Below are 13966 nucleotides of genomic sequence, written 5' to 3'. Positions count from 1 at the left end.
GGCCAGCCTTAAAGCTGCGCAGCTTGCACTAATTCAGTGCACAAAAGCAGTCTTGATTATTTCAGGCTGCCCGAAAGGAACTGCTGCAACCGCTCAGACTGCGGGTTCACCAGCACTTCACGCGGGTTGCCACGCTCTTCAACGATGCCTTTGTGCAAGAACACCAGCTGGTTCGACACCTCACGGGCAAAGCCCATTTCGTGAGTCACCACCACCATGGTGCGGCCTTCCTGGGCCAGGTCCTGCATGACCTTGAGTACTTCGCCGACCAGTTCCGGGTCGAGCGCCGAGGTCGGTTCGTCGAACAGCATCACCTCAGGCTCCATCGCCAGGGCGCGGGCAATCGCCACACGTTGCTGCTCGCCGCCGGACATGTGGCCGGGGAACGCATCCTTACGATGGCCCACGCCAACTTTGGCCAGGTAATGCTCGGCTTTTTCACGCGCGTCTTTTTTCGACATGCCCAGCACATGCACTGGCGCTTCCATCACGTTTTCAAGCGCGGTCATGTGCGACCACAGGTTGAAATGCTGGAACACCATCGACAGGCGCGAACGCATGCGTTGCAGTTGTTTCGGGTCGGCAGCCTTCATGGCGCCGTCCTTGTTGGCCACCAGTTTCAGCTCTTCGTTGTTGAGCAGAATCTTGCCGGCGTGAGGTTGCTCGAGCAGGTTGATGCAGCGCAAAAAGGTACTTTTGCCTGAACCACTGGAACCGATGATGCTGATCACATCACCGGCCGCGGCGGCCAGGGACACACCTTTGAGCACTTCATGACTGCCATAGCGTTTATGCAGGTCTTGGACTTCAAGTTTGTACATGCGGTCGGTTCTCACAAAAACAGGTGGTCAGTCGTTGAGCAAGCGCCCGTGACGCAGCGCTTCGCGCCCCGCCACCTTGGCCAGCCAGAAACCCGCTTGGGCATAACGTAGCCGTTCAACGGCAAACAACACCCCGGACGTGCCCGCACACACAATGCTGACGCGGTCGGTCAAGGGATCAATCACTTCAAAAATCGGCTCGCCGGTCTCCACCCAGTCACCGGCTTTACGCAGGTAACTGATCACGCCGGCATGGGGCGCAAACAACAGCTCGGTCCCCTCGAACGGCAGGCCTTCGCACGGCTCGTGCTGCGGCGCGGGCCATTCGCCCTTGATCAGACCTTGTTCGGCCAGGAACGCGAGAATGCCTTCAGCGTGGAAGATCGCGTCATCACGGCCGGTGTCGGCCTGGCCGCCCAGCTCCAGCGTCGTCGCCAGGCACGCCAGCGGAATCTGCGCCTCGGGGAACGCCCGGGACAGACGCAGCCAGGGCAGCGAACAGGCTTCATCAAACGAGCTGCCGCCGGAGTCTTCCGCCAGCAGGCCGACTTTTACATTCAAATGCGCCGACAGCGAACGCCATTGCGGCCAGTGTTGCGGCAACGCGTACATGTGCAGCGCGGCTTCGGCGTCGCAATGCAGGTCGAGGACGATATCGGCGGTGCAGGCGTGGCTGAGCAAAACGCGCTGCATGCCTTGCAGCTGGCTGCTCGGCTCGGGCAACGCATTGAGTGCATCGCTCATTGCCTGGCGGATCATGCGCACATTGGCGTGTGGGTCATCGCCCAGCTTGCCCTGGAGCAACGCGGCGACCGGCTCGCTCAACTCGACGAAATCACGGTTGAAGTTCTTGCCGCTGCCGACTTCGAAACGCCCCTGGTGGCTGCCTTGCAACAGCTGGCCCAGGCCCATCGGGTTGGCCACGGGCACCAGCTCGATCACGCCATTGAGCGCACCTTGCTGTTCCAGTTCGGTGAGGCGTTTTTTCAGTTCCCAGGCCGCGCGCATGCCGGGCAATTCATCGGCGTGCAGGCTGGCCTGGATGTAGGCCTTGCGCTCGCCGCTGCCAAAACGAAACACGCTCAGCTGGCGCTCGCAGCCCAGGTGGCCCCAGGGCAACAGGTGATCGATACGTTCCATATCAGTGCTTCCGTGGCGCCAGGTAGCTGAGCCAGCGGCGCTCGGCCAACTTGAACAGGCGTACCAGGATAAAGGTCAGGCACAGGTAGAACACGCCGGCCGTGATGTAGGCTTCGAACGGCAAGTAGAACTGGGCGTTCACTGTGCGCGCGGCACCGGTGATGTCGATCAAGGTGACGATGGACGCCAGGCTCGTGGTTTGCAGCATCATGATCACTTCGTTGCTGTACTGCGGCAGCGCACGGCGCAGGGCCGACGGCAGCAGAATGCGGCGGTACAGCTTGTAGCGCGACATGCCCATGGCCTTGGCCGCTTCGATCTCACCGTTCGGCGTGGCCTTGAGGCTACCGGCGATGATCTCGGCGGTGTAGGCGCTGGTGTTGATCGCAAAGGCCAGGCACGCGCAGAACGTGGCGCTGGACAGCAGCGGCCACAGGAAGCTTTCGCGCACGGCTTCGAATTGGGCCAGACCGTAGTAGATCAAAAACAGCTGCACCAGCATCGGCGTGCCGCGAATCACGTAGGTGTAGAGCCAGGCCGCACCATTGACGATCGGCTGCTTGGACACGCGCATCAAGCCCAGGGGCAAGGCGGCGAGCAAGCCGAAGAACAGCGAGATGGCGAGCAATTTCAGGGTGGTCACCAAACCGCCAAGGTACAGCGGCATGGCGTCCCAGATGACGTTGTAGTCGAAGATCATAGATCAGCCGCCCTTACGCCTACCGAGTAGCGCTTCTCAAGATAGCGCAGGGCCAGCAACGACACGCTGGTGATCACCAGGTACATCGCCGCCACTGCGAGGAAGAAGGTAAAAGGCTCGCGGGTGGCGTCTGCCGCCTGCTTGGCCTTGAACATCATGTCTTGCAGGCCCACCACCGAAATCAGCGCGGTGGCCTTGGTCAGTACCAGCCAGTTGTTGGTAAAACCAGGGATCGCCAGCCGAATCATCTGCGGCACCATCACCCGGAAAAACACCTGGAAACTGCTCATGCCATACGCAAGGCCGGCCTCGGCCTGGCCCTTGGGAATGGCCATGAAGGCGCCGCGGAAGGTTTCCGACAGGTAGGCGCCAAAGATGAAACCCAGGGTGCCGATACCGGCGGCCAAGGGGTTCAAGTCGATATAGTCGTCGTAGCCGAGCATCGGCGCGACGCGGTTCAGCAAGTCCTGACCGCCGTAGAAAATCAGCAGGATCAGCACCAGGTCGGGGATCCCGCGGATCACCGTGGAGTACAAGTCACCCAGCCAGGCCAACCAGCGCACCGGCGACAGGCGTAACGCGACCCCGATCAGACCCAGAACAATGGCCAAGGCCATGGACGACAAGGCGAGCTGAAGCGTCAACCATGCGCCATCGAGGATGACGGCCCCGTAGCCTTTCAACATGATTCAGGTCCTCGAAAAGGGGGATGAAAAAATGGCGCAAACCGCAGGAATTCTGTTGCTTGCGCCATTCTGGACAGACAGCTAGGACGAGTTACTTAGGGTCAGCGCCGTAAATATCGAAGTCGAAGTATTTGTCCTGGATTTTCTTGTATTCGCCGTTGGCACGGATCGCTGCGATGGCCGCGTTGATCTTGTCCAGCTCGGCCTTGTCGCCTTTACGTACCGCGATGCCGATGCCGTCGCCGAAGTACTTGGCGTCGGTGAACTGTGGGCCCACGAACGCGTAGCCTTTACCGGCCGGGGTTTTCAGGAAGCCGTCTTGCAGCAGGGTGGCGTCTGCCACGGTGCCGTCGAGGCGACCGGCTTCCACGTCCAGGTAGATTTCGTTCTGCGAGCTGTAAGGCACGACCGTGGCGCCTTTAGGGGCCAGGACTTCCTTGGCGAAGCGATCGTGGATCGAACCGCGTTGCACGCCGATTTTCTTGCCTTTCAATTCATCCAGGCTGTCGCTGACCGTGGTGCCTTCCTTCATCACCAGCTGCGCTGGGCTCAGGTAGTAGCGGTTGGTGAAGTCCACGGATTTCTTGCGGTCTTCGGTGATGGACATGGACGACAGGATCGCGTCGATCTTGCGCACTTTGAGCGCAGGGATCAGGCCGTCGAATTCTTGCTCGACCCAGACGCACTTGACCTTCATCTCGGCGCACAGGGCATTGCCGATGTCGTAGTCAAAACCGACGATGCTGCCATCCGGCGCCTTCGAGGCAAACGGAGGGTAAGCCGCTTCGATACCAATCTTCAGGGGCTTTTCATCAGCGAAGGCCTGCATCGACAGCACGGACAGCGCCAGGGCGCCCAACAGCACAAGTTTCTTCATCTTGGGACTCCATCGGTAGGGCAAAAAGCAGAATGAGCCGTGGCCCACGATGCGACTTAAGTGAAACCGAATAGCGGTGCTGCGTCCTACCCCGGTTCAGCATTGGAGACGACGAGCGAGTGATCGGCATTCTAACGACAGGCCGGAAGCCGATATTTCCTCAATGCGACAACAATTTACAGAAGCACTGAGAAAGCGGTTCCAGCACATTGACAGCCTCTGATTTTTATGCAGAGACAAAAGATATTAAACCTGTTGATGCTGCAAATTGCGGGCCTATTATTCGCAAACCCTTCTAGCACGGCAAGTCTGGCGTTTAATCTTATTTCAGAGGGTGTCTAAAACGGGGCTTTTAGGGACGCGGGCGTAGCACTTTGCCTCAGGTTTGGGCGTTGGGTTACACATTTAGGGCGCCCGGTAACATTCAGAAACGTCCTACGCGCTAAGTCGATATTTATTGGCTTGGGGGTTGTGCGGGTCTGTCAGACCTACACCGCCTTGCCCATGAAATACATTCCAAATGTGGGAGCGGGCTTGCTCGCGAATGCGCTGGGTCAGCTGCACATCTGCTAGCTGGTGCACCGCATTCGCGAGCAAGCCCGCTCCCACAGGGGATTTGCATCGGTTTCGAATTCCCACAAAAAAGCCCCACCCGGCTCACGCCAAATGGGGCCCTGTCCCACCAACCCCGCCTTACGCGGCGTTCATGGTCTTGTGCGTTTCAATCAAATGCGCCACCACCCCCGGATCAGCCAAGGTCGAGATATCCCCCAACCCGTCATATTCAGCCGTGGCGATCTTGCGCAAAATCCGCCGCATGATTTTCCCCGAGCGCGTCTTCGGCAAGCCCGGTGCCCACTGGATCACATCCGGCGACGCAATCGGCCCGATCTCTTTGCGCACCCAGTTTTTCAGCTCCAGGCGCAGCGCTTCGTTCGGCTCTTCACCATTTTTGAGCGTGACATACACATAGATGCCCTGCCCCTTGATGTCATGGGGCACGCCCACCACCGCCGCTTCGGCGACTTTCGGGTGTGCAACCATCGCACTTTCGATCTCGGCAGTGCCCATGCGGTGGCCGGACACGTTCAACACGTCGTCTACACGGCCGGTGATCCACCAGTAGCCATCCTCATCGCGACGCGCGCCGTCACCGGTGAAGTACATGCCACGGAAGGTCTTGAAGTAGGTGTCGACGAAGCGGTCATGGTCGCCGTACAGCGTACGCGCCTGGCCAGGCCACGAATCGAGGATCACCAGGTTGCCTTCGGCAGCGCCCTCGATGATGTTACCAAGGTTGTCCACCAACGCAGGCACCACACCGAAAAATGGCCGCGCCGCCGAGCCCGGCTTGAGCGCGTGCGCACCCGGCAGCGGGCTCATCAGGGTGGCGCCGGTTTCGGTCTGCCACCAGGTGTCGACGATCGGGCAACGGGATTGGCCGACATTTTTGTAGTACCAGTCCCACGCTTCCGGGTTAATCGGCTCACCGACTGAACCGAGCAGACGCAAGCTGCTGCCGTCCACGCCTTCGCACGCGGCGGTGCCGGATGCCATCATCGCGCGGATCGCAGTGGGCGCGGTGTAGAGGATATTGACCTTGTGCTTGTCGACGATCTTGCCGACACGGGTGATGTCCGGGTAGTTCGGCACGCCTTCGAACAGCAGCGTGGTCGCGCCATTGGCCAATGGGCCGTACACGATATAAGTGTGGCCGGTGACCCAACCGACGTCGGCGGTGCACCAGTAGATTTCGCCGGGGCGGTAGTCGAACACGCGCTCGTGGGTCAGGGCCGCATACAGCAGGTAGCCGCCGGTGGTGTGCTGCACGCCTTTGGGTTTGCCGGTGGAGCCGGAGGTGTAGAGGATGAACAGCGCCTCTTCGGCGCCCATCTCTTTGGGCGCACACACGGTGCCCGCCACTTTCATCAGGTCTTCGTACCAGATGTCGCGATGCTGGTTCCACTTGATGTTGCCATTGGTGCGCTTGCACACGATGACTTTCTGGATGCTGCTGGTTTCCGGGTTGGTCAGCGCGTCGTCGACGTTGGCCTTCAGCGGAATTTTCTTACCGGCGCGGATACCTTCGTCGGCGGTGATCACCACCTTAGACTTACAGTCGATGATGCGACCGGCCAGCGCCTCCGGCGAAAAACCGCCAAACACCACGGAGTGGATCGCACCGATGCGGGTACAGGCCAACATGGCGACCACGGCTTCGGGGATCATCGGCATATAGATAGTCACCACGTCGCCGCGGTGCACATCCTGGCCACGCAAGGCGTTGGCGAACTTGCAGACTTCTTCATGCAGCTCGCGGTAGGTGATGGTGCGGCTTTCGGAAGGGTCATCGCCTTCCCAGATGATCGCCGCCTGGTCGCCACGCTCGGCGAGGTGACGGTCCAGGCAGTTGTAGGAAACGTTGAGGGTGCCATCGGCGAACCATTTGATGTCGACATGGTGGTCGTCGAAAGAAGTCTGCTTGACCGCGGTGAAAGGCTTGACCCAGTCAAGGCGCTTGGCTTGCTCGCGCCAGAAGCCATCGGGGTTGACCACCGACTGCTGGTACATGGCCTTGTAGGTCGCCTCGTCGGTCAGCGTGTTGGCTGCTACTTCGGGGCGAACGGGGTACAGGGAAGCCGCACTCATCTTTCTTACCTCGGTGACAATAGTTGTTTTTGTATGCCCTGTTGTAGCCGGGGCGCCCCCATAGAACCATTCGACGATGGTAGTAACAAGCCCCTACAAATTGCCCTGCCATGCCCGTTTACGGCTCTGGCCCGCGCCCTGCGTGGCTTTCCGGCTGGGTGAAAAAACCTTTATCAGGGGATTGTTACAAAAACCGCCAATAGTGTTTATCAAAAGCACGGGTATATGAATATAACGCGTGCGCCTAAAATCAACGCCGTCAACAAGACACTGTGATTAACAACGTAACAGCCCCCACGAAGGCAACGTTAATCCGAACTTCCCAACTCTTAAGTTACACACGTGGCCTCACAAGGGCCCCGTGACCCCTTTCGCCCTGAAGAAGGTAAGTAAAGAAATGAAAGCTCTCGTAGTTATGGCCCTCAGCAGCTTGTGCGCCACCGCCGCCCTGGCCGATGAGGCCCCGACCGAGCTGGCCGGCCAGAACGCCCCGATTGTTGAGGATTACACTTACAGCACTCATTTGGATGTGGCCAAAGTATTGTCCATGAGTACTGTTCCGGAAGTCTGCCAGGTTGTACCGGTACAAATGGAATATGAAGACTCGCAGGGTCAACGTCATATTCTTAATTACCAAGTAATGGGTAATGGTTGTTCTAACGGATAACAGCTTCTTATAAAGGCGTTAAACCCTGATCTTATTCGCCGCAAGAAATCGTTCTTGCGGCAAAGAGCCAGCTGACACACCTCGGTCCAAATGTGGGAGCGGGCTTGCTCGCGAAAGCGATACCGGCCACACCAACACCTCAAAACCCTGCACCCTTCCCTGCATTTTTACTCCCCGGAAGCCCACTTCCCCCGCCCTACAAAAAACATCCCACCGCCCGTCAAAAATTTCCTATCCCGGCAAAGCCTTGCAAACACGCGCCTTGGCCGAAAACCAAGCCATTTTGGCGCTCAATCGTGACCATCCGCCGCAACACAAAGCCGATTTTTTCCCTATAATGCGCGGGTAAATCGGGCCTGCAATATCCCTTTACACTGGGATGAAGAGCCAGACCTGAGGCCTCCCGCTGGAGCATGCACCAGTCGCTCCGCCCCTCAGCCTCACGCAGAGCACCCGTTACCCAATTCCGTTTAATGCCTGCGCGAGCTGTTGCAACAAACGATTTCTTAAGATCCACCGCGGCCTCTGGGCCGTGTGAACACCCAACCATCCGGTTTCACACGGGCACCTTTGAGCCCTCACGCAGGAGACGACACGTCATGCTGAGCTGGGACGAATTCGACAAAGAAGAAGAAGGCGAAGTAGCCGCTAAAGGCGCCAACGCCGGCCACGCCACCGAAGCCAACATGGACCGCCTCGACGGTGCCGGCGCCGCCGCCGCCATCGAAGCCCGCGCCGTCACCGCCAGTGACTCCGCCGCCATCGTGCGCGCCAAGGCCGCCCTGGACAAACTCGACGTCGCCGAAGGCCTCGCCGAGCTGGAAGGCTCCGCCGCCCGCGTCGCCGTTGACGAAAAGCGCATGATCAACTGCCGCGCCGACCTCAACCAACTCGTACCCTTCAAGTACGACTGGGCCTGGCAGAAATACCTCGACGGCTGCGCCAACCACTGGATGCCGCAAGAGGTCAACATGACCGCCGACATCGCCTTGTGGAAAAACCCCGAAGGCCTGACCGACGACGAGCGTCGCATCGTCATGCGCAACCTCGGCTTCTTCTCCACCGCCGACTCCCTGGTTGCCAACAACCTGGTGCTGGCCGTGTACCGCCTGATCACCAACCCGGAGTGCCGCCAGTACATCCTGCGCCAGGCCTTCGAAGAAGCGATCCACACCCACGCCTACCAGTACTGCATCGAATCGCTGGCCATGGATGAAGGCGAGATCTTCAACATGTACCACGAGATTCCATCGGTCGCCAAAAAGGCCGCCTGGGGCTTGAAGTACACCCGCTCCATCTCCGATCCGAAGTTCGAAACCGGCACCGTCGAAACCGACAAAGAACTGCTGCGCAACCTGGTCGCCTACTACTGCGTCCTGGAAGGCATCTTCTTCTACTGCGGCTTCACCCAGATCCTGTCCATGGGCCGTCGCAACAAAATGACCGGCGTGGCCGAGCAGTTCCAGTACATCCTGCGCGACGAGTCGATGCACCTGAACTTCGGTATCGATGTGATCAACCAGATCAAAATCGAAAACCCACACTTGTGGGATGCCGAGATGAAAGAAGAAGCGACCCAGATGATCCTGCAAGGGACTCAGCTGGAAATTGAATATGCTCGTGACACTATGCCTCGCGGCGTGTTGGGGATGAACGCGGCGATGATGGAGGACTACCTCAAGTTCATCGCGAACCGTCGTTTGTCGCAGATTGGCTTGAAGGAAGAGTATCCAGGCACCACCAACCCGTTCCCGTGGATGAGCGAGATTATGGACTTGAAGAAAGAGAAGAACTTCTTCGAAACCCGCGTGATCGAGTATCAGACCGGCGGCGCGTTGAGCTGGGACTGATCAACAACACAGATCTAAACGTGTGGGAGCGGGTTTGCTCACGAATACAGCGTGTCAGTCGATGCATCCGGTGACTGACTCACCGCATTCGCGAGCAAGCCCGCTCCCACATTGGGTCTGCGGTGCTCTATAGACTCTGCAAATTGCCCTTTATGCCCAATCACACCATCAAGACCCCCTGCGTCGGCCTGTGCTCTACCGTTTACGGTGACCTGGTCTGCCGGGGCTGCAAGCGTTATCACCATGAGGTGATTCAGTGGAATGGCTACAACGCCGACGAGAAGCAGGCGGTGTGGCTGCGCCTGGAGCAGTTGCTGGTGCAGGTGATGGCCAGCAAGCTGGAAGTGTTCGACCCACAACGCCTGCGCCAGCAGTTGGAAGACCGCAAGATTCGCTTTATGCCGCACCAGTCGCCGTATTGCTGGGCGTACCAGTTGATAGCGCGGGGCGCGCGGGTGATTTCCAAGCTGGATGCGTACGGCTTGGCGTTGTTGCCGGAGTTTCGTGAGCGCAACCTTGCGGATTTGCGTGATGCGATTGATCGGGAATTTTTCCTGTTGTCCGAGGCGCACTACGAGCGCTACATCGCGCCGGGGTTTCTGAAGGACGCGTTTGGGCCAGCCCTGATTGCCACGTTCTAACACCACCGCAACCCTAAAGTGTGGGAGCGGGCTTGCTCGCGAATGCAGTCTGTCAGTTAATAAATCTGCTGACTGATTCACCGCCTTCGCGAGCAAGCCCGCTCCCACATTTGGATTTTCGCCAGTCAGCAAACCCAGGACGCTTCGCGCTCCGTCTGCAAGCCATAGCGCTCAATCGCCTGCTGACACACCTCTCGCGCCAGACTCCCCTGCTCCGCCAACGCCGTCAGCGCTGCCAGCACCAGGTGATGGCGATCCACTTCAAAGAAATCACGCAACGCTGCCCGTGTATCACTGCGACCAAAACCGTCGGTGCCGAGCACGGTGTAGCTGCAGCTCAGGTAAGAAGTGATCATCTGCGGCACCGCCCGCACATAGTCGGACACCGCAATCACCGGCGCGCCGTTGGGCAAGCAGTCACTCACATGGCTGACGCGCTTGGCGTGCTGGGGATGCAAGCGATTCCACCGCTCCACTTCCCGCGCATCCCGCGCCAGCTCACTGTAACTGGTGACGCTGAACACCTCGCTCGCCACTTGCCAATCCTCGGCCAGTAACTGCGCGGCGGCCTGGGCCTCGCGCAGCAGCGTGCCCGAACCCAGCAAGCGCACTTGGGCATCCGGCGCACCTTGCAAGCGGTACATGCCTTTGATAATCGCTGACTCCACGCCCTGCGGCAGGCTTGGCTGCGGGTAGTTTTCGTTCATCAGCGTTACGTAGTAGAACGCGTCCACATCGTGTTCCAGCATCTGGCGCATGCCGTGGTCGAGGATCACCGCAAACTCGCCGGCAAACGCCGGGTCGTAGGCGTGGCAATTAGGCACGGTGGCGGCGCTGAGGTGGCTGCTGCCGTCCTGGTGCTGCAACCCTTCGCCGCCCAGTGTGGTGCGCCCGGCTGTGGCGCCAAGCAGGAAGCCGCGGGCGCGCTGGTCGGCGGCGGCCCAGATCAGGTCGCCGACGCGCTGGAAGCCGAACATCGAGTAATAGATGTAGAACGGCAACATGCGCAGGCCGTGCACCGAGTAGCTGGTGGCCGCTGCCACCCACGAGCTGATGGCACTGGCTTCGCTGATGCCTTCCTCGAGGATCTGCCCGTCGGTGGCCTCGCGGTAGCTGAGGATCGAGCCGATGTCTTCGGGCTCGTAGCACTGGCCGACGCTGGAATAGATGCCGATCTGCTTGAACAGGTTGGCCATGCCAAAGGTGCGCGCCTCATCGGCCACAATCGGCACGATGCGCGGGCCGAGGGCCTTGTCCTTGAGCAGGTGGGTGAGCATGCGCACGAAGGCCATGGTGGTGGACATTTCCTTGCCGTCAGCCGCCGTGGCGAAACCGGCGTAATCCTTCACTGGCGGCACCGCCACCGGCGCTGCGACCTGACTGCGGCTCGGTACGTAACCGCCGAGCGCCTGGCGGCGTTGATGCAGGTAGCGCAATTCAAGGCTGTCGTCGGCCGGTTTGAAGAAGCTCAGCGATTCGGTCTGCTCGTCCGTCAGCGGCAACTGGAAGCGATTGCGGAAGGCGATCAGCGCCTGCCGATCAAGCTTCTTCTGTTGGTGCGTGGTCATCCTGCCCTGCCCGGCTTCGCCCATGCCGAAGCCCTTTTTGGTCTGCGCCAGGATCACCGTCGGCTGGCCCTTGACCCGGCGCGCGGCGTGGTAGGCGGCGTGGATCTTGACCATGTCGTGGCCGCCACGCTTAAGGCGGTCGATTTGCTCGTCACTCATGCCCTCGACCAACTTGGCCAGTGACTCGCTCTGCCCGAAAAAGTGCTCACGGTTGTAGGCGCCGTCTTTGGCGGCGAAGGTCTGGAATTGCCCGTCGACGGTCTGCGACAGCGTGCTCACCAGCGAGCCGTCACTGTCCTTGGCGAGCAAGGCGTCCCAGTCTGAACCCCAGACCAGCTTGATCACATTCCAGCCGGCACCGGCAAACAACGCCTCCAGTTCATCGATGATGCGCCCATTGCCGCGCACTGGGCCGTCGAGGCGTTGCAGGTTGCAGTTGACCACCCAGGTCAGGTTGTCCAGGCCTTCGCGAGCGGCCAGGGTCAGTGCCGACATGCTTTCCGGCTCGTCCATTTCGCCGTCGCCGAACACACCCCAGACGTGACGGTCGGTGGTGTCGAGCAGGCCACGATGCTGCAGGTAACGCATGAAGCGCGCCTGGAAAATCGAGCTGATCGGGCCGATCCCCATGGAACCGGTGGGGAACTGCCAGAAGTCCGGCATCAACCACGGGTGCGGATAGCTGGACAGACCCCGTGCGCCCGCTTGTAGCCCGCCGATCTCCTGGCGGTAGTGCGCGAGGTCGTCTTCGCTCAAGCGGCCCTCCAAGAAGGCGCGCGCATAAATGCCCGGCGCGGAATGCGGCTGGTAGAACACCAGGTCGCCGCCAAAGTCTGGGTTGCGGGCGCGGAAAAAGTGGTTGAAGCCGACTTCGAACAAATCGGCAGCACTGGCGTAGCTGGCGATATGGCCACCGAGCTCGCCGTACGCCTGATTGGCGCGCACCACCATGGCCAGCGCGTTCCAGCGCACCAGGGAAGCCAGACGCTCTTCGGTGGCGAGGTCACCGAGAAAGACCGGCTGCTGCTCAACGCTGATGCTGTTGATGTACGGCGTGCCGTGGCGCGGTTTCCAGTTGATATGCGGGGCGCTGCCTTCGCGGGCCAACAGGTCGAGGATCTGCCGCGCCCGTTCGGGACCGGCGTTGGCCACCAGCGAAGCCAGTGCGTCACGCCACTCGTCCTGCTCTACTTGATCCAACGCCGTGTGATTGACTGCACTGGCGAAACCATTCATGCGCACCTCCGGGCTTTTTTTCCAGTTTATGCTGGCGCTAAAGGATTTTTTGCCTGTTATCAGGCGCAGGTTCGAGCATTTTGAGCATGAATCACTGCCAATCCGCTTTTTGCCAGCACGTTGTGCTCAAGCCCCACGCAACGCCGCAACTGTGTTTAAAATGCCGCCCGCTCAATGACCGACGCTGACCGATGACCCCAGACGCACTTGCCACCCTGCACGCCCACCTGCTCACCGCCCTGACCAGCCCGCCCGCCGAGACCCGGCGACTGTTCCACGGCCGTGGCCGCTGCTGGCCGGGGCTGGAACAACTGACGGTGGACTGGTTGCAAGGGGTGATTCTGGTTTCGTTGTTCAAAGCGCCGGAGGCCGAACAGCTGGACGCGTTGAAACAGATGCTCAAGGAACAGCTCAGCACCTATACCGTGGCCCTGCAACACCGCTACCTGCCGCAAAGCACCACGGAATGGCTGGTGGGTGACGCCGTTGAGGAGCTGACCATCACCGAAGGCGGCCTGCGCTACCTGATCGACCTGGGAAAAAAACAGAACAGCGGGCTGTTCCTCGACATGCGTTACGGCCGTAACTGGGTGCGTGAGCAGGCCAAAGGCCAGCGCGTACTCAACTTGTTCGCGTATACCTGCGGGTTCTCGGTCGCGGCCATCGAAGGCGGCGCCGACCATGTGGTGAACCTGGACATGGCCCGTGGCGCCCTCAGCCGTGGCCGCGACAACCATCGCCTGAACGGTCACGACCTGAGCAACGTTACGTTTCTGGGCCATGACCTGTTCAAGTCCTGGGCCAAGGTCACCCATAGCGGGCCTTATGATTTGGTCATCATCGATCCGCCGTCCTTTCAGAAAGGCAGCTTCCTGCTGACCAAGGACTACCAACGCGTGCTGCGCCGGCTGCCGGATTTGCTCACGCCCCAGGGCTGCGTACTGGCGTGCATGAACGACCCGGCGTTTGGCGAAGACTTCCTGATCGACGGCGTCACCCGCGAAGCACCGGGCCTGCGCTTTGTGGAGCGGCTGCAAAACCCGCCTGAATTTCCGGATATCGACCCCCAAAGTGGCTTGAAGGCGCTGGTGTTCCGTCAGGGTTGATGCTGAAACGTGCTGCGCTTGCTAC

Annotated in this window: 11 protein-coding genes; 4 read left to right on the top strand and 7 right to left on the bottom strand. The window is 60.0% G+C overall.

Translation table 11 applies throughout. The annotated features are described in order from the left end of the window. Positions 1-56 precede the first annotated feature (56 nt). The 6 genes from AACV02_RS21765 to acs all read right to left on the bottom strand — a co-directional run bounded on the left by AACV02_RS21765 (position 57) and on the right by acs (position 6873). Complete coding sequence (locus AACV02_RS21765) at positions 57-821, bottom strand: ABC transporter ATP-binding protein (protein WP_003214336.1); 765 nt, start codon at positions 819-821, stop codon at positions 57-59. Positions 822-848: 27 nt separating this feature from the next. Beyond that, positions 849-1961: a succinylglutamate desuccinylase/aspartoacylase family protein gene (locus AACV02_RS21760; RefSeq protein ID WP_119741954.1), complete on the bottom strand. Its 1113-nt coding sequence runs from the start codon at positions 1959-1961 to the stop codon at positions 849-851. Between the two features lies 1 nt (position 1962). Then, positions 1963-2661: an ABC transporter permease gene (locus AACV02_RS21755; protein WP_106576111.1), complete on the bottom strand. Its 699-nt coding sequence runs from the start codon at positions 2659-2661 to the stop codon at positions 1963-1965. Then, positions 2658-3347, bottom strand: coding sequence for an ABC transporter permease (locus AACV02_RS21750; RefSeq protein WP_032886746.1), 690 nt, complete (start codon positions 3345-3347; stop codon positions 2658-2660). Before AACV02_RS21750 ends, AACV02_RS21755 begins: the two co-directional genes overlap by 4 nt. Before the next feature lie 91 nt (positions 3348-3438). Continuing rightward, entirely contained in the window at positions 3439-4224 is a 786-nt protein-coding gene (locus AACV02_RS21745; protein WP_106576110.1) for an ABC transporter substrate-binding protein, read from the bottom strand. 693 nt (positions 4225-4917) lie between these two features. After that, complete coding sequence (acs, locus tag AACV02_RS21740; RefSeq protein ID WP_106576109.1) at positions 4918-6873, bottom strand: acetate--CoA ligase; 1956 nt, start codon at positions 6871-6873, stop codon at positions 4918-4920. A 397-nt stretch (positions 6874-7270) separates the two neighbouring features. On the opposite strand from acs, the gene AACV02_RS21735 reads away from it, so the two are divergent. From AACV02_RS21735 to AACV02_RS21725, 3 genes are all read left to right on the top strand, one after another. Then, positions 7271-7540 carry a DUF2790 domain-containing protein gene (locus tag AACV02_RS21735; protein WP_106576108.1) on the top strand — a complete coding sequence of 90 codons (270 nt, stop codon included), beginning with the start codon at positions 7271-7273 and terminating at the stop codon, positions 7538-7540. Positions 7541-8139: 599 nt separating this feature from the next. Next, positions 8140-9390, top strand: a complete 1251-nt coding sequence (locus AACV02_RS21730) for a ribonucleotide-diphosphate reductase subunit beta (protein WP_032879817.1) — start codon at positions 8140-8142, stop codon at positions 9388-9390. A gap of 152 nt (positions 9391-9542) precedes the next feature. Next, entirely contained in the window at positions 9543-10031 is a 489-nt protein-coding gene (locus tag AACV02_RS21725) for a DUF1289 domain-containing protein (RefSeq protein ID WP_119741952.1), read from the top strand. 125 nt (positions 10032-10156) lie between these two features. Here the strand turns inward: AACV02_RS21725 and mdeB are convergent, their stop codons facing one another. Continuing rightward, positions 10157-12835 carry an alpha-ketoglutarate dehydrogenase gene (gene mdeB, locus AACV02_RS21720; protein ID WP_119741950.1) on the bottom strand — a complete coding sequence of 893 codons (2679 nt, stop codon included), beginning with the start codon at positions 12833-12835 and terminating at the stop codon, positions 10157-10159. 191 nt (positions 12836-13026) lie between these two features. Between mdeB and AACV02_RS21715 the strand changes: the two genes are divergently transcribed. Further along, complete coding sequence (locus AACV02_RS21715; RefSeq protein WP_119741948.1) at positions 13027-13941, top strand: class I SAM-dependent methyltransferase; 915 nt, start codon at positions 13027-13029, stop codon at positions 13939-13941. Positions 13942-13966 lie beyond the last annotated feature (25 nt).

The sequence above is a fragment of the Pseudomonas sp. Larv2_ips genome (genome assembly GCF_963879675.1).
Lineage (GTDB): Bacteria > Pseudomonadota > Gammaproteobacteria > Pseudomonadales > Pseudomonadaceae > Aquipseudomonas.
Note: the sequence above shows the minus strand (reverse complement) of the source record. Positions and strands in the feature narration are given on the sequence as shown.

Excerpts from the sequence above, each read along its gene's own strand:
- AACV02_RS21715 (WP_119741948.1), top strand. The coding sequence starts at position 13,027 with ATGACCCCAGACGCACTTGCCACCCTGCACGCCCACCTGCTCACCGCC.
- AACV02_RS21730 (WP_032879817.1), top strand. The coding sequence starts at position 8,140 with ATGCTGAGCTGGGACGAATTCGACAAAGAAGAAGAAGGCGAAGTAGCC.
- mdeB (WP_119741950.1), bottom strand. The coding sequence starts at position 12,835 with ATGAATGGTTTCGCCAGTGCAGTCAATCACACGGCGTTGGATCAAGTA.
- AACV02_RS21735 (WP_106576108.1), top strand. The coding sequence starts at position 7,271 with ATGAAAGCTCTCGTAGTTATGGCCCTCAGCAGCTTGTGCGCCACCGCC.
- AACV02_RS21765 (WP_003214336.1), bottom strand. The coding sequence starts at position 821 with ATGTACAAACTTGAAGTCCAAGACCTGCATAAACGCTATGGCAGTCAT.
- AACV02_RS21750 (WP_032886746.1), bottom strand. The coding sequence starts at position 3,347 with ATGTTGAAAGGCTACGGGGCCGTCATCCTCGATGGCGCATGGTTGACG.
- AACV02_RS21745 (WP_106576110.1), bottom strand. The coding sequence starts at position 4,224 with ATGAAGAAACTTGTGCTGTTGGGCGCCCTGGCGCTGTCCGTGCTGTCG.
- AACV02_RS21725 (WP_119741952.1), top strand. The coding sequence starts at position 9,543 with ATGCCCAATCACACCATCAAGACCCCCTGCGTCGGCCTGTGCTCTACC.
- acs (WP_106576109.1), bottom strand. The coding sequence starts at position 6,873 with ATGAGTGCGGCTTCCCTGTACCCCGTTCGCCCCGAAGTAGCAGCCAAC.
- AACV02_RS21755 (WP_106576111.1), bottom strand. The coding sequence starts at position 2,661 with ATGATCTTCGACTACAACGTCATCTGGGACGCCATGCCGCTGTACCTT.
- AACV02_RS21760 (WP_119741954.1), bottom strand. The coding sequence starts at position 1,961 with ATGGAACGTATCGATCACCTGTTGCCCTGGGGCCACCTGGGCTGCGAG.